Raw genomic sequence first — 21149 nt, 5'->3', positions numbered from 1 at the left:
TGAAATGCCCGCCGACCAGTTAGCGGAAGATCTCGGCAAGATTGCGTTTCTGTACAAAATCCCTATCAGCAATTTAGAAGAGCTGGGCGACACGCTCAACTATCTGGACGATAACGCGCAATCTAAAGGCGCGGACATCATCAACGTGATGCAGCGCATGGGCGATATTGCCGACAAGATGGATTACAAGCAGGCGGCAGCGTTGGGATCGACATTCCTTTCCCTAGGTGCTGCGCCAGAGGTGGCGGCATCAGCGAGTAAGGCAATGGTACGTGAATTGGGGATCGCGTCCATGCAGAGCAAACGCTTTATTGAGGGGATGAATACGCTGGGCCTGAATGCGAATAAATTGGAAAAAGGGATTGCCCATAATGCGGTAGCGACCATTCAGGATGTGTTGGGGCGCATCAAGGGATTGTCAAAAGAGAAACAGCTCAGTGTGATGACGCAGCTGTTTGGCAAAGAGTTTGGCGACGATGCGCAGAAGCTGGGGCTAAACATTGATGAATTTATTCGCCAGCTCGGCCTAACGCAGAAATCAGGGGCCAAAGGTTCAATGCAGCGTGAGTCTGACATTGATAAAAATTCTCTCTCTTCCCAGTTCTTACTGTTGCAAACCGGCGTCAAAAACACCTTTGCTTCACTGGGTGAAACGTTGCGTGATCCACTTCTAGAAGTGATCGACCTAGCAAAGCGTGCCACCGGTGCCTTTCGTCGTTTTGTTGAAGAAAACCCACGGCTGGCTGGAGGGCTAGTGAAAACCGCAGCCGGTGCTGCCTTGCTTTTAGCTGGGTTTGGTGGGCTAGCCATTACGTTGGCGGGGTTACTGGGGCCCTATGCTGTTTTACGTTTCGGGCTAAGTTTACTGGGGATGAAGCTGCCAAGCATTATTGGTCTATTGGGGGGGCTAGCTAAAGCCTTTCGTTTTGTTGGTACGGCGGTGTTGTGGTTAGGGCGAGCGATGTTAGCTAACCCCCTGCTAGCTATTCTGGCGGGCATTGCAATGGCCGCAATTTATATCTGGCAGAACTGGGACACGTTGGGACCCAAAATCAAGGCGCTATGGGCCAGTATTAGCCAATGGACAAGTGAAACATGGAACGCCATCACGTTGTTTATCGCGAATAAATGGGCGGAAATTGTGGCCGGTGTACAAGCGCTACCTGCGCAGTTTGTCGAGGCTGGCCGCAATATGATCGACAGCCTGATGGCGGGAATTAATGAGAAGTGGGAAACCCTGAAAGCCAAACTGACATCGTTATCCAACTATCTGCCTGATTGGATGAAATCAGATAAAGCAGTGGGACCGGTGAGCGGGGCGCATGGTGCGCCAATCCCGAGTCCGTCGGGGCTGGGCTTTGCGGGAATGTATGACAGTGGTGGCACCATTCCATCAGGTCAGTTTGGCATCGTTGGCGAGCGTGGGCCTGAATTGGTTAACGGCCCAGCGCGTGTTACAGGGCGAAAACAAACGGCGGTTATGGCGGCAGTGGCTGCGCTAGGGATGAGTGCGGTTGTTCCTGCGGCAGCTGCGCCTCTTCATCCGTTCAGTCTACCGGCGGCAGAGTATCGGTCTGCGCCGGTGGTAGCGGTCAAGGCGGCCACGACATCATCGGCGGCGGGTAATCACACCGAGATCCATATTCATGCCGCACCAAATCAATCGCCGCAGGATATTGCACGCATGGTGATGCAGGCAATGGATGAACGGGAACGTAAAGAGCAGGCGCGAGCGCGTAGTGGATTTAGTGACAGGGGGATATTCTGATGATGCTAACGCTGGGATTATTTGTGTTTATGTTGCAAACGGTGCCTTATCAGGAGCTACAGCTGCAAAAGGCATGGCGTCACGCGACGAATAGCCGAGTGGGTCTGCGTCCCTCGTCGCAGTTTTTGGGGCCGGATACTGACACCGTGACGCTGACAGGGCAGCTATTCCCAGCCTTAACCGGTGGGCGGCTCTCAATGCTTACACTTGAGATGATGGCGGAAACCGGCAAGGCGTGGTCTTTGCTGGATGGTGCGGGAACGATTTACGGTATGTTCGTGATCGAGAGTATTAACCAAACTAAAAAGGTTTTCTTTCGTGACGGCTCGGCGCGCCAGATTGAGTTCACCATTACGTTAAAGCGCGTGGATGAATCACTGGCTGAAATGTTTGGCGATCTGGGTGACCAGCTTAATCAGATGAAAGACAGTGCAAAGGATGCACTAAGCGGGATGTTGTCATGATCGCACCGGACTGGGTAAGCGGGCAGGATAATGCACCCGCATTTAGTTTGAAGATGGATGGCAATGACATCACGGCAAAAATTGAAAAGCGCCTGATGTCCCTGACACTAACAGATAACCGTGGCTTTGAAGCTGACCAGTTGGATATTGAGCTGGACGATACCGACGGCGCGCTAGCGTTACCGCGCCGTGGTGTTGGATTAACGCTCTCTCTTGGATGGAAAGGCAAACCGTTAACCCCCAAAGGCTTATTTGTGGTGGATGAGATCGAGCATTCCGGTGCGCCGGATAAGCTGACCCTGCGTGCGCGTAGTGCCGACTTTCGGGACACCCTAAATATCCAACGCGAGGCCTCGTACCACGACAAAACGCTGGGCGATATCGTGACGACCATTGCCAAGCGCAACAAGCTGGACGTGGCATTGGATAGCACGCTGGAGAAGGTAAAAATCCCCCATGTCGATCAAACCAATGAATCAGACGGCAGTTTTTTGACGAGATTGGCAAAACAAGAAGGCGCTGTGGCCTCGGTGAAAGGGGGAAAGTTGCTGTTTATTCGCCAAGGACAGGGCAGAACGGCCAGTGGAAAACCTATCCCTGCAGTCACTATCGTGCGCGGTGATGGTGACCAACACCGCTTTGGATTGGCTGATCGTGGGGCTTATACCGGCGTTACTGCGAGCTGGTTAAATACGCGAGAGCCAAAGAAAAAAGAGCAGGTAGCGGTCAAGCGTAAACGTAAAACCAAAAGTAAGGCCAAACCTAAAGAGCCGGAGGCTAAGCAAGGGGATTACTTGATGGGAACCGAAGGCAATGTGTTGGTGTTGGGCCATACCTATGCCAATAAGGGGAACGCTGAGAGAGCGGCAAAGGCAGCATGGCAAAAGTTGCAGTGCGGGGTGGCAACATTTTCTATCCAGTTGGCCCGTGGCCGTGCCGAGTTATACCCAGAAATGCCGGTTAAGGTTCAGGGATTCAAAGCGGAAATCGACGCAGCGGACTGGCTGCTAACGACGGTCACCCATTCTTTAAGCGGTGGCGGGTACACAACGGCGCTAGAGCTGGAAGTGAAGATTGATGATCTAGATATGGAATAGATATGTCCCATTTTGTGATTATGGTTTAAAATTATTCACAATTGGGATTTGTTTGGGGGAGCTATCATGATGAATTGTCCACTATGCGGGTGTCCAGCACATACGCGAAGCAGTTTTACCGTCACTAGCGAAACTAAAGAACGCTATCACCAGTGCACAAATATCAATTGTAGCCTGACATTTGTTTCTCATGAAACGGTGGTTAGGCTCATATCTAAACCGCAACTAATAAATATGGTTGAGCCGCATCCAGCTAAAAATGGTCAGTCAGTTTTAGCCTTTTAACCCTCTTTGATTCTTATTTTTGCCCACTGTTGAGTGGGTTTTTTTTTGCACGTAAGTAGAAATGGAGCAGATAGAAAAAAATGTGCTGCCATTTTGCTGCCAATTAGGTATTAGAAACAAAAAAGCCACTTCGCAGGAAGTGGCCTAAATGACTGAATCTAAAGCTAAAATTTGGTGGCCCCTGCTGGACTTGAACCAGCGACCAAGCGATTATGAGTCGCCTGCTCTAACCACTGAGCTAAGGGGCCGAGTGGCGGGGATTATAGAGTAAAAGAGGGCATGAGATCCAGTGGCTTTGTTGTGGTTGCGGTTTTTTTGCGCATAGCTAGATCGTTGTAATTTCTGTAAGATTTTAATCATTCTGAAATTGAATAGGATGTAAGACAGATGATTCAGGACATAATAGCTCCCGATCTGCGTGTTGTATTTTGTGGCATTAACCCTGGGTTGAGTTCGGCACATCAGGGATTTCACTTCGCTAATCCCACTAATCGTTTCTGGAAGGTGATTCATCTGGCAGGATTTACTCAGCGTCAGTTAGCTCCGCAGGATGAGAAGCATTTACTCGATACTGGTTGTGGTATTACGGCGCTGGTATCAAGACCAACCGTCACTGCGGCTGAGGTTACCCGCGAGGAGTTACGTGCGGGCGGTGAAGCGCTCGAAGAGAAAATCCTGAGCTACCAGCCGCAATCTATCGCTATCCTCGGCAAGCAGGCGTACACGCAGGCATTTGGTATTCGTAAGGTTGATTGGGGTCGTCAAGAAAAGACGATAGGAAACACGCAAATTTGGGTGTTACCCAATCCGAGTGGCTTAAGCCGTATTACCGTAGATGAACTGGTGGCGAGCTATCGAGTGCTAAACGAAGCTCTAGGCTGATTAGTCATTATTTCAGATAATAAAAAACCCGCTCAAGGCGGGTTTTTTAGTCCTAAGCGGAAGACATTAATCGTCCAGGAAGCTACGCAATACTTCAGAACGGCTAGGATGGCGCAGTTTACGCAGTGCCTTCGCTTCGATCTGACGAATACGCTCACGGGTAACGTCGAACTGTTTGCCCACTTCTTCCAGAGTATGGTCAGTGTTCATATCGATACCGAAACGCATACGCAGGACTTTCGCTTCACGCGCTGTGAGGCCAGACAGAACGTCGCGAGTTGCAGAACGCAGGCTCTCGGAAGTGGCAGAGTCCAGCGGCAGCTCCAGCGTCGTATCTTCAATGAAATCGCCCAGATGTGAATCTTCATCATCACCGATTGGGGTTTCCATTGAGATCGGCTCTTTCGCGATCTTCAGCACTTTACGGATCTTATCTTCCGGCATCATCATGCGTTCAGCCAGCTCTTCCGGCGTCGGCTCACGGCCCATCTCTTGCAGCATCTGGCGGGAAATACGGTTGAGTTTGTTAATTGTCTCAATCATATGTACCGGGATACGGATGGTGCGAGCCTGATCCGCGATAGAACGAGTAATCGCCTGACGGATCCACCATGTAGCATAAGTTGAGAACTTATAACCACGGCGGTATTCGAACTTATCAACCGCTTTCATCAGACCGATGTTACCTTCCTGAATCAGATCCAAGAACTGCAGGCCACGGTTGGTGTATTTCTTCGCGATGGAAATAACCAGACGTAAGTTCGCCTCAACCATTTCTTTCTTCGCACGGCGCGCTTTCGCTTCACCGATAGACATACGACGGTTGATATCTTTGACTTGCTCGATAGTCAGACCGGTTTCTTCTTCGATCTGATGCAGTTTTTGCAGGCTGCGCTCAACGTCTTCACGCACGTCTTTCAGCTTCTCGCCCCATGGCTTAGCCATTGCTAACGCAGCGTCGAACCAAGTGGTGTTGGTTTCGTTGCCGGTGAACAGGGTGATGAAGTTTTTCTTCGGCATTTTGCTTTGTTCAACACACAGCTTCATGATCAAACGTTCTTGAGTACGAACGCGATCCATCATCTGACGCATGTTGTTGACCAGATAGTCAAACTGCTTCGGCACTAAGCGGAACTGTTTGAAAACTTCAGAAAGATTCAGGATCTCTTCTGCCGCTTTCGCATGGCTGCGGCCATGAGTTTTAATCGCTACGCGTGTTTTCTCATACTGCTCGCGCAGTTCAGAGAATTTCTGGCGAGCCAGTTCTGGATCGATGCTGTTGTCATCTTCGCTGTCGTCGTCTTCGTCTTCTTCTTCATCGTCGTCATTCAGATCTTCTGAAGAGAGTTCAGAGCCGACGTTGGTCGCGGTTGGCGCCAAATCTTCTTCTGCGTTAGGGTCGACAAAGCCGGTAATGATATCGGACAGACGCGCTTCTTCTGCTTCAACACGATCGTATTGTTCAAGCAGGTAGGTAATGGCTTCTGGGTACTCGGCAACAGAGCACTGAACCTGATTGATACCGTCTTCGATACGTTTAGCGATGTCGATTTCGCCTTCACGGGTCAGAAGTTCTACGGTACCCATTTCACGCATATACATGCGGACGGGGTCAGTAGTGCGGCCGATCTCGGATTCTACGCTTGATAGCACCTGCACAGCAGCTTCGGCGGCATCTTCGTCAGCGATGTTTTCTGCCAGCATCAAATCATCGGCGTCAGGTGCTTCTTCCATCACCTGAATACCCATGTCATTAATCATCTGGATGATGTCTTCGATCTGGTCGGAGTCGACGATATCTTCCGGCAGATGGTCATTGACCTCAGCATAGGTCAGGTAGCCTTGCTCCTTGCCCTTGGTAACAAGAAGTTTTAGCTGTGACTGCGGGTTTTGCTCCATAAGACGGTATCCACACTTCAGAGTTTAAATCGGTGTTGGGCAGCAGAACCGCCAACAATAACTGACACGGGTTTTTTTGATTGCGCGCCGCTCCCCGGTATTGCGGCATTATGCGGGGGCTTGTCCCCGCTTTTCATCGGCACTTAAGCCGTAATTCAGATTTTAAACGCTAATCTTGCTTTTTTAGGTTTGGGAAGTGTTTGCCATTCCTAGTTAAAACAAGGTGTTGCGCTTAAAATAAATAGGTTTCGTTATGTCTTGCTGATTATGTTTTTTTTGCCAGCGCTTGATTGAGGGCCCACAGTTCTCGTCGCTGATCGGCATTTAAGCCTTGGGTTCGATCCAACGCGATGAGTTCTTCCTGACGCTGTTCGAGCATGGAGTCGTAGAGACTGCCCAATGTATCGACGAACGTTTGATGAACCATGTCCTCAACAACCATGTGGTTCCAAGTTGCCAAAGTTTCAAGCTGTTGAGCATATTTATTATCACGGTATAGCTCAATCAACTGGCCGGTAGTTAGCCCCGGCTGCGCCAAACAGGTTTCTACCAGTTCAATAAATAATGGCAATCCCGGCAGTGGATGTTCCCGTAAACCTTCAAGCGTTGGAACTTCAGCCGCCAGCGATGGATTTTGTACCAGTAGTCCTATAAGTATACGCATAGTCGTGCGTTTTAGCTGAGGCTGCTGGTAACTATTTCCGGTCTCGGCCTGACGCGGCAGCAGTTTTTCAAGCTGACTATCGTCGAGAATGCCTAATTTTTGCCCTAAAAACTGCCGTAGGTACAACCTTAGGGTTTCACCTGGGATCTGTCCAATCAGCGGTAAAGCTAAAGCACTGAGCTTAGTACGCCCATCGGGAGTACTCAAATCGACCTGTGGCATCAACGTATCAAATAAGAATGCTGACAGCGGCTGGGCTTGCTCAATGCGTTGTTCAAATGCAGCGGTGCCTTCTTTACGCACCAGCGTATCCGGGTCTTCACCATCGGGCAGGAACATAAATTTCAACTGCCGACCATCGGATAGAAACGGCAGCGCGGTTTCCAGCGCACGCCATGCGGCTTCACGTCCGGCGTTATCGCCGTCGTAGCAGCACACCACGGTATCGGTGGTGCGGAACATTAACTGAATATGTTCTGATGTGGTCGAGGTTCCTAGCGAGGCTACGGCATAATCGATGCCGAACTGCGCCAGTGCCACCACATCCATATAACCTTCAACAACCAGCAGGCGAGCCAATTCAGGATGGCGCTGCTGTGCTTCATACAGGCCAAATAGCTGGCGGCCTTTATGGAAAATATCGGTTTCAGGGGAGTTAAGGTATTTAGGCGTACCATCACCCAAAATACGGCCACCGAAAGCAATAACCCGCCCGCGTCTGTCGCGGATAGGAAACATCACGCGGTCGCGGAAACGGTCGTACGTGCGGCCATTATCATTATTGACCAGCATGCCCGCATCATTAAGCGCAGTGCGGCTAGCAGGGTCACGGCCAAAACGCTTGAGTGCGTTATCCCAACCTGCAGGGGCATAGCCGATAGCAAAGTGATCAATAATTTCCTGGCTCAGTCCGCGCTGCATCAAATATTGCTGCGCCGATTGACTGCTCGGCTGACGTAAAGCCTGCTGATAGAAATCGCTTAGGCCGTCCATCAACTGATACAAATTCTGACGTTGGTGACGCTCGATCTGGCTGGGGCCGGTTCCTGCTTCATAAGGAATCTCTAGGCCTGCCATAGTGGCCAGTTCTTCGACGCTTTCGACAAACTCAAGTCTGTCGTAGTTCATCAAAAAATCGATGGCGTTACCATGTGCCCCACAGCCGAAGCAGTGGTAGAACTGTTTGTCCGCGTTAACGGTGAATGAAGGTGTTTTTTCGTTATGGAATGGACAGCAGGCATGGTAGTTCTTGCCCTGCTTTTTTAATTTCACACGCGCATCGACCAGATCGACAATATCGGTCCGAGCTAGCAAGTCATTTATGAATACACGTGGGATTCGTCCTGCCATAAGCCCTTACATTATTAGTCTGTTTGCGCGACTGCAAAACCGCCAGCAGCGTTGACAATTTTTCAGCCTATAAACGAGAACAAGCCGCGCATTCCTTTCGGAAGGCACGGCCTTCGTATGTTGCTGCACATCAAAATAGAGCTTCTTAAAACACTACTACGACAGACAACAACATGGTCTGTGAACCATTTGTTGGGGCTTTCACCCCGAACAAACTAGTACAGACGGGTGCGACGTGCGTTTTCGCGAGCCAGTTTCTTGGCGTGACGTTTTACTGCAGACGCTTTAGCGCGTTTACGCTCAGTAGTCGGTTTTTCATAGAATTCACGACGACGAACTTCAGCTAAAACGCCCGCTTTTTCGCATGAACGTTTGAAGCGACGCAGAGCTACGTCGAACGGCTCGTTTTCACGTACTTTAATTACCGGCATGTGCCTCTCACCTCGATATAAATCGGTCTTTTCGCTGACCTAGTGTCAGCTGTTCAAAAATGGTGCGGAATTTTAATCCGAACAGCACCGCTTTGTAAAGCAATGATGCGCTAATGTCCACAGGATTTTCACTATCCAACTGTTACGTTGACTTGTTACAGCAAGGATAGCAGGTGGTTTTTAGTCGGTTAATTTGCCACAGCACGAAAGCGGAACAGTATAGCTGAATTGTGCTATTATGCGCCACCTTAGTTGTTGGAGAAAAGTTGTTGGAGCCGCCATGCGCATTCTGGGCATCGAAACATCCTGTGATGAAACCGGTATCGCCATTTATGACGATGAACAAGGTATTTTGGCTAACCAGTTGTATAGCCAGATAAAACTACATGCTGATTACGGTGGCGTTGTCCCTGAACTGGCATCTCGCGACCATGTGCGCAAAACCATTCCCCTGATTCAGGCGGCCCTAAAAGAAGCCAATTTAACGGCAAAAGATCTCGATGGCGTCGCATATACCGCAGGGCCAGGTCTGGTTGGTGCGTTATTGGTGGGCGCGACCGTGGGACGTGCGTTGGCATTTGCATGGGATTTACCTGCGGTTCCTGTTCATCATATGGAAGGCCATTTGCTTGCTCCAATGCTGGAAGATAATCCTCCGGCGTTTCCATTTGTTGCTCTGCTCGTTTCTGGCGGGCATACCCAGCTCATCAGCGTAACCGGTATGGGGCAATACGAATTGTTAGGCGAATCTATTGATGACGCCGCCGGTGAAGCTTTCGATAAAACCGCTAAACTGCTGGGGTTAGACTACCCGGGTGGCCCAATGTTATCGAAAATGGCGCAGCAGGGAGAGGCCGGACGCTTTGTGTTCCCTCGCCCAATGACCGATCGCCCCGGCCTTGATTTCAGTTTTTCCGGTTTGAAAACTTTTGCCGCGAACACTATCCGTAATAATGAGGCCGACGATCAAACGCGCGCAGATATTGCCCGCGCATTTGAAGATGCCGTGGTCGATACGCTGGCGATTAAATGTAAACGCGCATTAGAGCAAACAGGATTCAAACGTTTGGTGATGGCCGGTGGCGTCAGCGCTAACCGTACGCTGCGAGCTCGTTTGGCCGAAATGATGAAAAAGCGCGGTGGTGAAGTCTTTTATGCCCGCCCTGAGTTTTGTACTGACAATGGCGCGATGATTGCGTACGCCGGAATGGTGCGACTGAAGAGCGGTGTAAATGCTGACCTGAGTGTTTCCGTGCGCCCACGCTGGCCTTTAGCTGAGCTGCCAGCGGTGTAACGTTTATAGATAGCAATATGTGAATCTGAAAATGGCGACCTGTAGGTCGCCATTTTGCTATTGGTCGGTATGCTTTTTCTCAGAAACCGAGTCTTCAGTGGTGGTGTCAGTTGTTTTCGTAGGTTTTTTGAGTTTCTTCCAGATTTTGCTTTCTTGCCCGCGCCACAAACGTTGGATGTTGTCGTGGTGGCGCATCAGAATTAAGCAGGAAAGCATCGCAACCGGAAACGTAAACTGGGGGGTGAACCACCATACATAAAACGGAGCAACCAGCGCACTGACGATTGCGCCAAGTGAAGAATAACCACTCAGCAACACGGTGAGCAGCCATGTTACGGTCATGAGACCGGTAAGATCCCAACCGATAGGTGCGATGGCTCCGAATGCTGTCGCCACGCCTTTCCCACCGCGGAAATGAAAAAACACTGGGTAGATATGGCCTAGGCAGGCCGCTATTGCGGTCAATCCAAGGTAAAGAGGTGCAACATCAAATTTATAGGCTAGCCAAACGGGCAGCATACCTTTGAGCACATCAAAAATTAGCACAGCGGCGGCGGCGGTTTTGCCCCCAATGCGTAACACATTGGTAGCTCCCGGATTTCCAGAGCCGTTCTCACGTGGATCGGGTAGACCCGCCACTCGACAGACGACAATCGCGCTGGAAATGGAGCCGCACAGGTATGCGAGAATAATCATGCCTAACGCAGTCGCACTCATAACTCAGCTCCGTCTTACGTTCGTTGTTTTTTACATCAAAAGACATAAAAGGGTATAAAGGTTAAGGGTCGTTTTAACAACCATATCTGTGGATAATACGCACATTCAAACAGAAGTGGTATCCAACCAAAGGCAAAAACCGAGAATCACGTGATGGACATCGTATTTATTGAAGAATTAACCGTCATTACCACAATTGGTGTTTATGACTGGGAGCAAACCATTCGCCAAAAGCTGGTATTTGATATAGAGCTGGCGTGGGATAATCGCAAAGCAGCGCTGAGTGACGATGTGTCTGACTGTTTAAGTTACGCCGATGTCAGTGAAGCCGTCATCAAGCATGTTGAGCCGAATCAGTTTGCTTTGGTTGAGCGAGTTGCGGAAGAAGTGGCTGTGATGCTGATGGATAGATTTAATAGCCCTTGGGTACGAATTAAAGTGAGTAAGCCAGGGGCGGTTGCCCACGCCAAAAGCGTTGGCGTACAGATTGAACGCGGAAAGCGGATTTAATTTGTGAGAACAGTATGATTTTAATGTCATATTGGCGAAACTTTATTGATTTAGCCTAGTCACAGTCTTACATCATAAGTGGCGCAATAGCGTCACTTTTTTGCGTTTATTGCGCGTTTAAAAAGGGTAGTGCTTTTATGGATCTGCATTTGCTGATCAATGCGTTTATTCTTGGGGTTGTAGAGGGTGTTACTGAGTTTCTGCCCGTTTCGTCAACGGGACATATGATTATTGTCGGCCACTGGTTGGGATTTGAAGGTGATAAAGCGAAAACCTTTGAAGTTATCATTCAACTAGGCTCGATTTTAGCCGTTGTAGTGATGTTCTGGCGTCGCCTGTTTGGTTTGATCGGCATCCACTTTGGTCAGCCTCCCTTGCATGAAGGGAAAACTCAGGGGCATTTGACGCTAGGGCACATTATTCTGGCGATGATCCCTGCGGTGGTGATGGGGTTAGTGTTTCACGATGCGATTAAGACGCTCTTTGCGCCACGAACCGTTGTGTATGCGTTGGTTGTCGGCGGTTTTCTACTGCTGGCCGCAGAATGGCTCAAGCCGAAGCAGCCGAGAGCGGTAGGGCTGGATGATATTACCTATCGTCAGGCGTTTATGATCGGTTGTTTTCAGTGTCTTGCGCTTTGGCCCGGTTTCTCCCGCTCAGGAGCCACCATTTCCGGCGGTATGCTGATGGGCGTGAGCCGCTTTGCTGCGTCTGAATTCTCTTTCATTTTGGCTGTACCAATGATGATGGGTGCAACGGCGTTAGAGCTGTATAAAAGTCTGCCGTTTCTCTCAGTGGCTGATTTGCCCATGTTTGCGGTGGGATTCGTCACGGCGTTTATCGTGGCGCTGATTGCGATTAAAACCTTCCTCAGCGTGATTAAACGTATCTCTTTTGTACCATTCGCGATTTATCGTTTTATTGTCGCTGCAGTGGTCTATGTGGTGTTCCTGTAAGGAACGTCTAATGAGATGAAAAAAGGCCTCTGGTTTATACCGAGGCCTTTTTTATCAGGAGTTCTAGCGACTATTTGCGTCTTCTTGAGGCGAAACTTCCTGTTTCCAGGTTTTTAGCGCATGTAAACGGCGTTGCTGTAACTCTTCACGAATTTGCTGTCCTTTGAATCCCGCATCCACGACGTCTCGTACAGACACGCCTTCGGCCACTTTATAGGCTGCCCGTAGGTAATCACCTTGTGGGTAGGGATTATTTTCAAAACCGGTTCTGCCCCGCGCATCGGCCTCGCTGGTCATAATCATCTGATCCAAACGATGTGGTTTGCGCCATACATCAATAGAATCAAATAGCTTTAGCAGCGTAACTGGCCGTAATTTTTCCACGGTATGGATAAGGTCGTGATATTCAGCCACAATTTTTGCTAACTCTCGAACGGCATTAGGTACGCGCATTCGTTGGCAAAGTGCTTCCACCAGTTTCACACCCGCAGGGCCGTGTCCATGGTGATGTGGCCAGAGTTCAGGCGGTGTTAGGCCTTTGCCTAAATCATGCGTTAGCGTGGCGAACCGTACATCAACCTCTTCAGTGAGTTTAGCGGCCATGGCTAGCGCCATCAGCGTATGTATTCCGGTATCAATTTCTGGGTGCCACTTTTCTGGAGCCGGTACGCCAAACAGATTATCGATTTCCGGAAATAAAATGGCCAGCGCACCGCAGTCACGCAACACTTGGAAATAGATCTGCGGGCTTTGCGTCATCAATGCTTTTTCAGTTTCGCGCCAGACGCGCTCTGGCGTGAGATTTTGCAACTCGTTGTCAGCAGTCATTTGCGTCATCAGCGCCATGGTTTCTGCTGCGACATGGAATCCTAGATGGGCAAAGCGAGCAGCAAAACGTGCGACGCGCAAAACGCGGAGAGGGTCTTCATGAAACGCATCCGAGACGTGGCGTAACACTTTGTTATTCAGGTCGTCTAGGCCACCATAGGGATCGATAAGCGTACCATCAGCGCTTTCAGCCATAGCGTTTATGGTGAGATCGCGGCGCAGCAAATCCTGCTCTAGCGTCACATCGGGAGCGAAGTAGGTGACAAAACCAGTGTAACCACGGCCTGACTTACGCTCGGTACGCGCCAGAGCATATTCTTCGTGAGATTTTGGGTGTAGAAAAACGGGGAAATCTTTCCCAACTTGCTCAAACCCTTGCGCAATAAGTTCTTCTGGGGTTGCACCTTCAATCACCCAGTCGCGATCATAAACCGGTAAATTTAATCGTTTATCGCGTACGGCTCCGCCGACCAAGAAAATCTTCAAGCTTACTTCCTCAGAGATAGCCCGCATACTTGCTGTAACGTTATCGTCACTCAAGATATGAAAGGGATAAAACAATTGTTTGGAACAGATGATTGTTAACTATAGGTTACGACAAACCTTACGAGTGCAGAAACAAAAAACGCCGCAAGCGGCGTTTTTTATCATGAGTGATTAGTTCATCCAGCGATCTTTTTTCCGGCGCGGGATTAGGCGCGGTAAAAGCAGGCCTAGCAGCAGGCCACCACCTGCGACGCCGCCACCGTAGAGGAACCACTCCATGAAGATGGCGCGTTTTTTATCATCCAACTGCGTATCGATGACGCTCATCTTTTTTTGAGCGCTAGCCAGTTGTTCTTTCAGATTTTGATTTTCTGATTTTAGGCCGTTGATGGTGTTGTCGCTGTTGGCGACTTTTTGCTGCATCTCGGCAGTACGCTGGTTCCAGCTGTTATCGATATTGGTCAGCTTGTCCGTTAGGGTTTTGACCTGCTGTTCCAACTCTGGAACTCGGCTACGCAAACTGGGTTCGGTGCTCAACTGTTCCATCGGTAGCCACACGGTACGACCTTTAGCATCGCGCACCTGACCATATTTGTTATCTGCATTAACGCTCAGCAGTTCAACTTCTTCACCCGCATTCAGTGTTCCGACAATACGATACTGGTTGCCTGGGCCACTGTGGACATAAGTATTCAGTTCGTCGGAAATGTAGCGCTTCTCTTCAGCATGGGCGTTCAGCGTAAAGCAGGCGGCGAGTAGTGTTAAACAAACTAAGCGAAATTTATGCATCTGATTTTCATTTTTAAGTGGATGAAGAGACAAAATACTACGGGGAACAGTGTGGCGACGCAATGAAAAATCCGAAATGGGAACTTTCTGACTTCTAACGCTGGCAGTGACAACGTTCCACGCCCGCCGCTAAAAATAAACAGGCCTAATAATTGATTATCAGACCTGTGGTTTTATCTATTTATTTGGCTTTCAGTAGCGGATTAACTAAAAGTGCAGATTAGCCAAAAAGCGCCTGCAAAATATAAAACAGAACGATCGATAGTCCTGCACCGGCTGGCAGCGTAATGATCCACGATGCGACGATATTTCGCACAACGTTGAGATTTAACGCCGCTATACCGCGAGCAAAACCTACGCCTAACACGGCACCCACCAGAGTTTGCGTGGTAGAGATTGGCAGCCCGGTTCCTGATGCGATAACCACAGTTGACGCGGTGGCAAACTGCGCGGCGAACCCACGGCTTGGCGTGAGGTCGGTGATGCCGCTACCTACGGTTTCCATGACACGACGGCCCATCAGCGCTAAACCAATCACGATACCAATTCCGCCCAGCGGTAATATCCACCAAACAATAGGTGAGGTAGATGCGAGTGCGATGGGATCATGCACAATAGCAACGATGGCGGAAAGTGGCCCGATAGCGTTGGCGACGTCATTGGAGCCATGGGCGAAGGCCATCGCACAGGCGGTAATCACCATTAATAGGCTAAATACTTTTTCTACGCCGCGAAAATGGTCTTCTTCATCGGCGTTATCGACGAAGGACTTCCGCGCGAGATAGAAATAGCCGCCAACCATCACCAGTACGGAGAGGGCGATAGAGATAAGCCACGTTTCTCCGTTGGTTAGGTGTAACCCAACGTGTTTTAACCCTTTTTTGATGGTCACCAGCAAAATGACCAACGACGTCAAAAACATATAAATAGGGCCATAGCGGCGGGCGTTGGCAAACGGTTTATCAGTATTAAAGATCAGGCGCTGAGCGCTGAGGAAAATACCGTAGGCCACTACGCCGGAAATGAGAGGTGTAATGATCCAACTGCCGACAATACCTTTCACGCCGCCCCATTCTACGGCATCAGGCCCGACGGATACGCAGGCAAAGCCAATAATTGCACCAATGATGGAGTGGGTCGTCGATACCGGCCAGCCCATCATCGAGGCCAAAATAAGCCAGATACCGGCGGCTAGCAACGATGACATCATGCCGAATATCAGCACGTCCGGCTGGGCGCTAAACGCGCTGGTATCAATAATGCCATTACGAATAGTTTGCGTGACTTCACCTCCGGCCAAATAGGCACCGGCGAATTCAAATATCATGGCGATAATGATCGCCTGACGGACGGTGATAGCGCGGGCGCCAACGGAGGTGCCCATGGCGTTTGCAACGTCATTAGCCCCGATACCAATCGCCATCAGCAAGCCAAAAAATGCAGCGATGAGGATCAGCAAAGTGCCGTGGTCAGCAATAATTGCCATTTATGTGAGTCCAAAATATAAAAGATTAAAGTTAACAATAAGAAACCAAGGGTTAGCCGCGAGCCAGCATCAGCTCAAGGCGAGAACCGACGCGCAGAGATTCGTCGGCAAGGCTGCCAATCCACTCCATGACCTGATACAGGCACATCACGTCGATAGGGTTATGCTGTGGCTCGAGGACGAGCAATGCTTGACGTAGTAGGATCTGCTGATGATCGGTGTCATCTTCAATGTGATCTAACTCCATCACCATTTGCTCGACCAAGGATGCTTCGCGTCCACGAAAGCCGGTTTCCAAAAGTTCGTCCAGTTCGTGGATCACTTTATTCGCCTGCGTGGTAGCATCTAGGCAGCGCTGTAGGTAGATCATGAAATCTGCCTGCATCTGCTGTGGTACCTGCAAATTGCGGCCAATGACACGACCCGCAATATCCTTGGCGCGATTGGCCAAACGATCTTGCTGGGTAACTAAATCAAGCATGTCAGTGCGGTCAACCGGGAGAAACAGGCCGCGCGGTAGCTTGAGGCGAATTTCCCGTTTAAGCACGTCAGCCTGCTTTTCCAGAGTAGAAATCAGCTCACGAATATGTTGGGCTTCATCCCACTGCTGTTGAGCGGTGGCTTGAAAGAAAGGCACCAGCAGCGAGCAACATTCATGCACGCGGCTAGCATGTTCCTGAAGCGGTTTCAGGGGAGACTTGGCAAACAATCCTAAAATAGTATTTACTGGCATCACTCATGCACCTTTTGATGGTTTTCTGCGCAAAAGTTGTCAGAAGGGTGCGCATGTTAACTGATGTGTTTTGTGTTGCACACAATTTTTGTATTTCAAGCCGAACTTATTGATATAGTTCGGTAAAACCTTAATGTGAATGAAACTATGACCGAAGCTATGACCGTAGAAATCGAACTAAAATTCATCGCTACGCCAGAAGTCGCGGAACAACTTTCTGCGCGTTTGGCTCCGTGGCCAAATGTACATACGGCGGCTCAAAAACTGACCAACATCTATTATGAGACGTCTGATAACACGTTACGTGGTTATGACATGGGATTACGCGTTCGTGGCTATGGCGATCGCTATGAGATGACGCTCAAAACGGCGGGGAAAACCATTGGTGGCCTGCACCAGCGACCTGAGTTTAACGTTGAACTGAAAGGCGCCGATTTAGATATTCGTCTGCTTCCGCCAGAAGTTTGGCCGAAGGGTTGCGATGTTGATGTATTGCAAGCTGCACTATCTCCCGTGTTTAGCACGCATTTTGCGCGTGAAAAGTGGGTGGTTACTTACCGTTCCAGCGAGATAGAGGTTGCGTTGGATCAAGGCGAGGTCAAAGCCGGCGAGCTGAGCGAGCCGCTATATGAGATTGAGCTGGAGTTGAAATCTGGTAGTCGCGAAGATTTACTGGCCTTTGCGCAGGAAATTACCGCCGAAGGGGGACTTCGCTTAGGAAGTTTAAGCAAAGCAGCGCGGGGTTATCATCTGGAAAAAGGCAATCCGCAGCGTGAAATTGTTCCGCTTGGAATACTGAAAGTAGCACCTAAAGCCAGCGTCGAGCAGGGCATGACTGACGCCTTTACCTTTGCACTACGTCACTGGCAAGCCAACGAGGAAGTTTGGTTACAGGGTGACCGTAAAGCGCAGAAAACCGTACTTGAAGCGGTTGAACTGCTGCGACAGATTTTTGTGCTGTTCGGTGGATTAGTACCGCGTAAGGCAAGCACTGAGCTGCGTGCGGGGCTGACCGCGCTGGAAGAACAATTGGCGACGCCGCGTTTAGATGCACAAAAGGTCTGTTTTAGCCCGTTGTATCTGAATACCCAGTTAGCACTTACTTGCTGGATAGCGACCGCAGGCTGGCGTTCTTTTGTGAATGAGAAAACTCAAACTAAATTGAATGCGTCCTTCAAGCGCTTTGCCGACATCATGTTAGGTCGTGCCGGTGCTGAGCTGAAGGAAGCCTTTGACCATGTGCATCATGGCGGCGAATATCAGGATAAATATACGCGTTTGGTTCGCCAACTGCTGTCGTTTCATGTGCTGTCAGGTGCGTATCCCGATGAGGATGTTGCGCAATATTTATCTGGTTGGCAGACGCTGCAACAAGCCATCATCCAGAAACAGGAAGCATATATTGAATCTACCCGTAAGCATGCCATGGATCAGCCCGTATTTTGGTTGAATGGTACTCATTGATTCGTCGCTCCTTCTTAGGCATTGAGTCATACGCCTCCTCTCCAGTGAGCGCTGGAGAGAGCAAAGAAGGAGAGTTCTGCACCGTTTTCCGCCTGAATACAGGCGAATGTTCAAGGGAGTGTCTATGTCTGCGTTTGCTTCCCGCCCGCTTCCCTCTTTGTTGCAGGCTCAGGCCACGCAAATCTCGGAGCGTTTGGCCGTTTCCTCCACTGAAGAGCTTTGTGCTCTCGCGCTAAGCGACTTCATGAGTGAAAATTTCATTACGCATCCCGAATGGTGGCAGCAACTGCATGACACCCCTCCAACGTCTAACGAGTGGCAAAATTATGCTAATTGGTTAGACGAACAATTAGTAAACGCTCTCGATGAAGCCAGCCTAATGCGCGGACTACGGCTGTTTCGCCGACATATGCTGGCGCGTATTTCATGGATGCAATCGCTTAATCTGTGTGAAACGAGCGATACGTTGCGCCAACTAAGCGAACTGGCTGAAACGCTGATTATTACTGCTCGCGATCGCCTGTATCAAACATGCTGTGCTGAATGGGGAACGCCGTGTAATTCCCAGGGCGAGCCACAGCCGCTGTTGATTTTAGGTATGGGAAAATTGGGCGGTGGAGAACTAAATTTCTCCTCGGATATCGATCTGATTTTTGCTTATCCAGAAAGCGGCGTAACTCAGGGAGGACGGCGTGAGTTAGATAACGCGCAGTTCTTTACCCGTTTAGGACAGCGTTTGATCAAAGCGCTCGATCAGCCCACGGTAGACGGGTTTGTCTATCGCGTTGATATGCGGTTGCGTCCGTTTGGCGATAGTGGTCCTTTGGTGCTGAGTTTTGCTGCGCTGGAAGATTATTATCAGGAGCAAGGGCGCGACTGGGAACGTTATGCCATGGTGAAAGCACGGTTGATGGGGGGCAGTGAAGATGCCTACAGCCAAGAGCTACGCCGTACTTTGCGCCCGTTTGTCTTTCGCCGTTATATTGATTTCAGCGTGATTCAGTCGCTGAGAAACATGAAAAGCATGATTGCCCGTGAAGTACGGCGCAGAGGTTTGAAAGATAACATTAAGCTTGGGGCGGGGGGGATTCGTGAGATTGAATTTATTACCCAAGTTTTCCAACTGATCCGCGGTGGTCGCGAGCCCAGTTTGCAACAACGGGCGTTGCAGCCTTCTTTACGTGCTATTGGCCAGCTTGGTCTGCTCCAGCCGGAACAGGTTGAATCTTTGCTCAGCAGTTACCTGTTTTTGCGTCGTCTGGAAAATCTTCTGCAGGCCATCAATGATGAGCAAACCCAAACGTTACCGACAGATGAGCTGAATCAGGCGCGTTTAGCGTGGGGAATGGGGTTTGGTGATTGGCCGGAACTCATGGCACAGCTAGATCAGCATATGCGCAGTGTTCGTTTAATTTTTAACGAGCTTATTGGCGATGACGAAGGAAATGAAGGCAGTGAGACGGCATTTAGCGAGCAGTTTGCTGCGCTGTGGCAGGATTCGCTTGATGAAAGCGATCTTGACCCTTTTACCCCGCAGCTAGAGGGCGAATCGCGTCAGTTACTGCTCAGATGCATCAATGATTTTCGTAGTGACGTGGATAAACGCACCATTGGCCCGCGTGGTCGAGAAGTGCTAGGCCAACTGATGCCAGAGTTGTTAGGTGAAGTCTGCGCCCGAGAAGACGCCGTACGTGTGCTGCAACGCCTAACACCTTTGCTATTAAATATTGTAACGCGTACTACGTATCTGGAACTGTTGGTGGAGTATCGTGCTGCGCTGAGCCAGCTTATCCGCCTGTGTGCGGCATCGCCGATGGTGGCGACGCAATTGGCTCGTTATCCGCTGTTGCTGGATGAGTTACTTGATCCCAACACGCTGTATAAACCCGTGCCGCAGGATGCTTACCAAGATGAACTGCGCCAATATTTGATGCGTGTTCCCGCCGATGATGAAGAGCAAAATCTTGAGGCGTTGCGCCAGTTTAAGCATGCTCATCAACTAAGAATTGCTGCTAGTGATATATCTGGTGCGTTGCCGGTGATGAAAGTTAGCGATCATCTCACCTATTTGGCCGAAGCGATGATTGATGCCGTAGTACAACAGGCATGGACTCATATGGTTGCGCGCTATGGGCAACCGACTCACTTGCAAGGACGAGAAGGGCGTGGGTTTGCGGTGCTTGGCTACGGTAAGCTAGGTGGCTGGGAGCTAGGGTACAGTTCTGATCTGGATCTGGTTTTCCTGTTGGACTGCCCTTCTGATGTGATGACCAGCGGAGAACGTAGCATTGATGGGCGTCAGTTCTATCTGCGTTTGGCGCAGCGCATCATGCACCTGTTCAGTACCCGAACGTCCTCTGGCATTTTATATGAAGTGGATGCTCGCCTGCGCCCATCGGGGGCATCGGGAATGTTGGTTAGTACCGTGGAGTCTTTCGCAGAATATCAGCGTAACGAGGCTTGGACATGGGAACATCAAGCTTTGGTGCGCGCTCGCCCAGTCTACGGCGATACACAAATCCATCAGCAGTTTGATTCCATTCGACATGAGATCCTATGCCGCCCTCGAGTCGGCGATACGCTGAAGATCGAGGTGCGTGAGATGCGCGAAAAAATGCGTCAGCATTTAGGAGGTAAGCATCGCGAGCTGTTTGATATTAAAGCTGATGAAGGCGGCATCACTGACATTGAGTTCATTGCACAATATCTCGTGTTGAACTATGCGGCCCAAGAACCTCGGCTTACGCGCTGGTCTGATAACGTACGTATTTTCGAGTTGATGGCAAACTACAACATCATGCCTGATGATGAGGCCGCGGCGCTGACCAAAGCATATGTCACGATGCGTGATGCGATCCATCACTTGGCTCTGCAAGAGCAGTCAGGAACGGTTGGGTTGGATATGTTTGTTGCCGAGCGTGAGCAGGTTCGTCAAAGCTGGGCCAAGTGGCTGGGTGAGAAATATAATCTTTGAGAAGTTGTGCGCAAATTTTATTCATTTGTCTTTTTGTTGTTCTATAATGCGCATAATTTATGCGCATGGAAT

Annotated in this window: 18 protein-coding genes and 1 tRNA gene; 10 read left to right on the top strand and 9 right to left on the bottom strand. The window is 49.9% G+C overall.

What is annotated here, in order from left to right:
* The 4 genes from HMPREF3091_RS06270 to HMPREF3091_RS22110 all read left to right on the top strand — a co-directional run.
* The coding region (locus tag HMPREF3091_RS06270; protein ID WP_246839959.1) for a phage tail tape measure protein at nt 1–1768 on the top strand (1768 nt) is incomplete at its 5' end.
* The gene (locus HMPREF3091_RS06265; protein ID WP_070714817.1) at nt 1768–2232 is read left to right on the top strand and encodes a phage tail protein; all 465 of its coding nucleotides are present in this window, start codon (nt 1768–1770) and stop codon (nt 2230–2232) included. The genes HMPREF3091_RS06270 and HMPREF3091_RS06265, both read left to right, overlap by 1 nt.
* Complete coding sequence (locus tag HMPREF3091_RS06260) at nt 2229–3329, top strand: phage late control D family protein (RefSeq protein WP_070714815.1); 1101 nt, start codon at nt 2229–2231, stop codon at nt 3327–3329. The genes HMPREF3091_RS06265 and HMPREF3091_RS06260 overlap by 4 nt, the downstream gene beginning before the upstream one ends.
* A gap of 66 nt (nt 3330–3395) precedes the next feature.
* Entirely contained in the window at nt 3396–3614 is a 219-nt protein-coding gene (locus HMPREF3091_RS22110; protein ID WP_083321377.1) for an ogr/Delta-like zinc finger family protein, read from the top strand.
* 172 nt (nt 3615–3786) lie between these two features.
* Here HMPREF3091_RS22110 and HMPREF3091_RS06255 read toward each other — a convergent pair.
* Nucleotides 3787–3862 (bottom strand) — tRNA-Ile (locus HMPREF3091_RS06255).
* Between the two features lie 139 nt (nt 3863–4001).
* Between HMPREF3091_RS06255 and mug the strand changes: the two genes are divergently transcribed.
* Nucleotides 4002–4496 carry a G/U mismatch-specific DNA glycosylase gene (mug, locus tag HMPREF3091_RS06250; RefSeq protein WP_004846656.1) on the top strand — a complete coding sequence of 165 codons (495 nt, stop codon included), beginning with the start codon at nt 4002–4004 and terminating at the stop codon, nt 4494–4496.
* A 66-nt stretch (nt 4497–4562) separates the two neighbouring features.
* Here mug and rpoD read toward each other — a convergent pair whose 3' ends face one another.
* The 3 genes from rpoD to rpsU all read right to left on the bottom strand — a co-directional run bounded on the left by rpoD (nt 4563) and on the right by rpsU (nt 8840).
* A complete protein-coding gene (gene rpoD, locus HMPREF3091_RS06245) occupies nt 4563–6395 on the bottom strand; it encodes an RNA polymerase sigma factor RpoD (RefSeq protein WP_004846659.1) in 1833 nt (610 codons plus the stop codon).
* Between the two features lie 265 nt (nt 6396–6660).
* Nucleotides 6661–8409 (bottom strand): DNA primase, encoded by a 1749-nt coding sequence (gene dnaG, locus HMPREF3091_RS06240; protein ID WP_004846663.1) that lies wholly within the window; start codon nt 8407–8409, stop codon nt 6661–6663.
* Nucleotides 8410–8624: 215 nt separating this feature from the next.
* Nucleotides 8625–8840: a 30S ribosomal protein S21 gene (rpsU, locus tag HMPREF3091_RS06235; RefSeq protein WP_001144069.1), complete on the bottom strand. Its 216-nt coding sequence runs from the start codon at nt 8838–8840 to the stop codon at nt 8625–8627.
* A gap of 280 nt (nt 8841–9120) precedes the next feature.
* Between rpsU and tsaD the strand changes: the two genes are divergently transcribed.
* The gene (gene tsaD, locus HMPREF3091_RS06230; protein WP_035502604.1) at nt 9121–10134 is read left to right on the top strand and encodes a tRNA (adenosine(37)-N6)-threonylcarbamoyltransferase complex transferase subunit TsaD; all 1014 of its coding nucleotides are present in this window, start codon (nt 9121–9123) and stop codon (nt 10132–10134) included.
* Nucleotides 10135–10191: 57 nt separating this feature from the next.
* Here the strand turns inward: tsaD and plsY are convergent, their stop codons facing one another.
* On the bottom strand, nt 10192–10851 hold the full coding sequence (gene plsY, locus HMPREF3091_RS06225; RefSeq protein ID WP_070714813.1) for a glycerol-3-phosphate 1-O-acyltransferase PlsY: 660 nt from the start codon (nt 10849–10851) through the stop codon (nt 10192–10194).
* Nucleotides 10852–11004: 153 nt separating this feature from the next.
* On the opposite strand from plsY, the gene folB reads away from it, so the two are divergent.
* Both folB and bacA read left to right on the top strand, forming a co-directional pair.
* A complete protein-coding gene (gene folB / locus HMPREF3091_RS06220) occupies nt 11005–11361 on the top strand; it encodes a bifunctional dihydroneopterin aldolase/7,8-dihydroneopterin epimerase (protein ID WP_004846669.1) in 357 nt (118 codons plus the stop codon).
* 137 nt (nt 11362–11498) lie between these two features.
* On the top strand, nt 11499–12317 hold the full coding sequence (bacA, locus tag HMPREF3091_RS06215; RefSeq protein WP_070714811.1) for an undecaprenyl-diphosphate phosphatase: 819 nt from the start codon (nt 11499–11501) through the stop codon (nt 12315–12317).
* A 63-nt stretch (nt 12318–12380) separates the two neighbouring features.
* Here the strand turns inward: bacA and HMPREF3091_RS06210 are convergent, their stop codons facing one another.
* The 4 genes from HMPREF3091_RS06210 to HMPREF3091_RS06195 all read right to left on the bottom strand — a co-directional run bounded on the left by HMPREF3091_RS06210 (nt 12381) and on the right by HMPREF3091_RS06195 (nt 16639).
* Nucleotides 12381–13631, bottom strand: a complete 1251-nt coding sequence (locus HMPREF3091_RS06210; RefSeq protein ID WP_070714809.1) for a multifunctional CCA addition/repair protein — start codon at nt 13629–13631, stop codon at nt 12381–12383.
* Nucleotides 13632–13802: 171 nt separating this feature from the next.
* Nucleotides 13803–14420 (bottom strand): TIGR04211 family SH3 domain-containing protein, encoded by a 618-nt coding sequence (locus tag HMPREF3091_RS06205; RefSeq protein WP_004846672.1) that lies wholly within the window; start codon nt 14418–14420, stop codon nt 13803–13805.
* A gap of 220 nt (nt 14421–14640) precedes the next feature.
* The gene (locus HMPREF3091_RS06200) at nt 14641–15906 is read right to left on the bottom strand and encodes an inorganic phosphate transporter (RefSeq protein WP_004846673.1); all 1266 of its coding nucleotides are present in this window, start codon (nt 15904–15906) and stop codon (nt 14641–14643) included.
* Between the two features lie 52 nt (nt 15907–15958).
* Nucleotides 15959–16639, bottom strand: coding sequence for a TIGR00153 family protein (locus HMPREF3091_RS06195; protein ID WP_004846674.1), 681 nt, complete (start codon nt 16637–16639; stop codon nt 15959–15961).
* Between the two features lie 159 nt (nt 16640–16798).
* On the opposite strand from HMPREF3091_RS06195, the gene HMPREF3091_RS06190 reads away from it, so the two are divergent.
* The gene (locus tag HMPREF3091_RS06190) at nt 16799–18103 is read left to right on the top strand and encodes a CYTH domain-containing protein (protein WP_210403546.1); all 1305 of its coding nucleotides are present in this window, start codon (nt 16799–16801) and stop codon (nt 18101–18103) included.
* A gap of 124 nt (nt 18104–18227) precedes the next feature.
* A complete protein-coding gene (gene glnE / locus HMPREF3091_RS06185; RefSeq protein WP_083321376.1) occupies nt 18228–21077 on the top strand; it encodes a bifunctional [glutamate--ammonia ligase]-adenylyl-L-tyrosine phosphorylase/[glutamate--ammonia-ligase] adenylyltransferase in 2850 nt (949 codons plus the stop codon).
* Nucleotides 21078–21149: the final 72 nt, after the last annotated feature.

The organism is Hafnia sp. HMSC23F03, assembly GCF_001816025.1.
Classification (GTDB): domain Bacteria; phylum Pseudomonadota; class Gammaproteobacteria; order Enterobacterales; family Enterobacteriaceae; genus Hafnia; species Hafnia paralvei.
The sequence above is the reverse complement of the archived record's forward strand: the minus strand, read 5'-3'. Positions and strand labels throughout refer to the sequence as shown.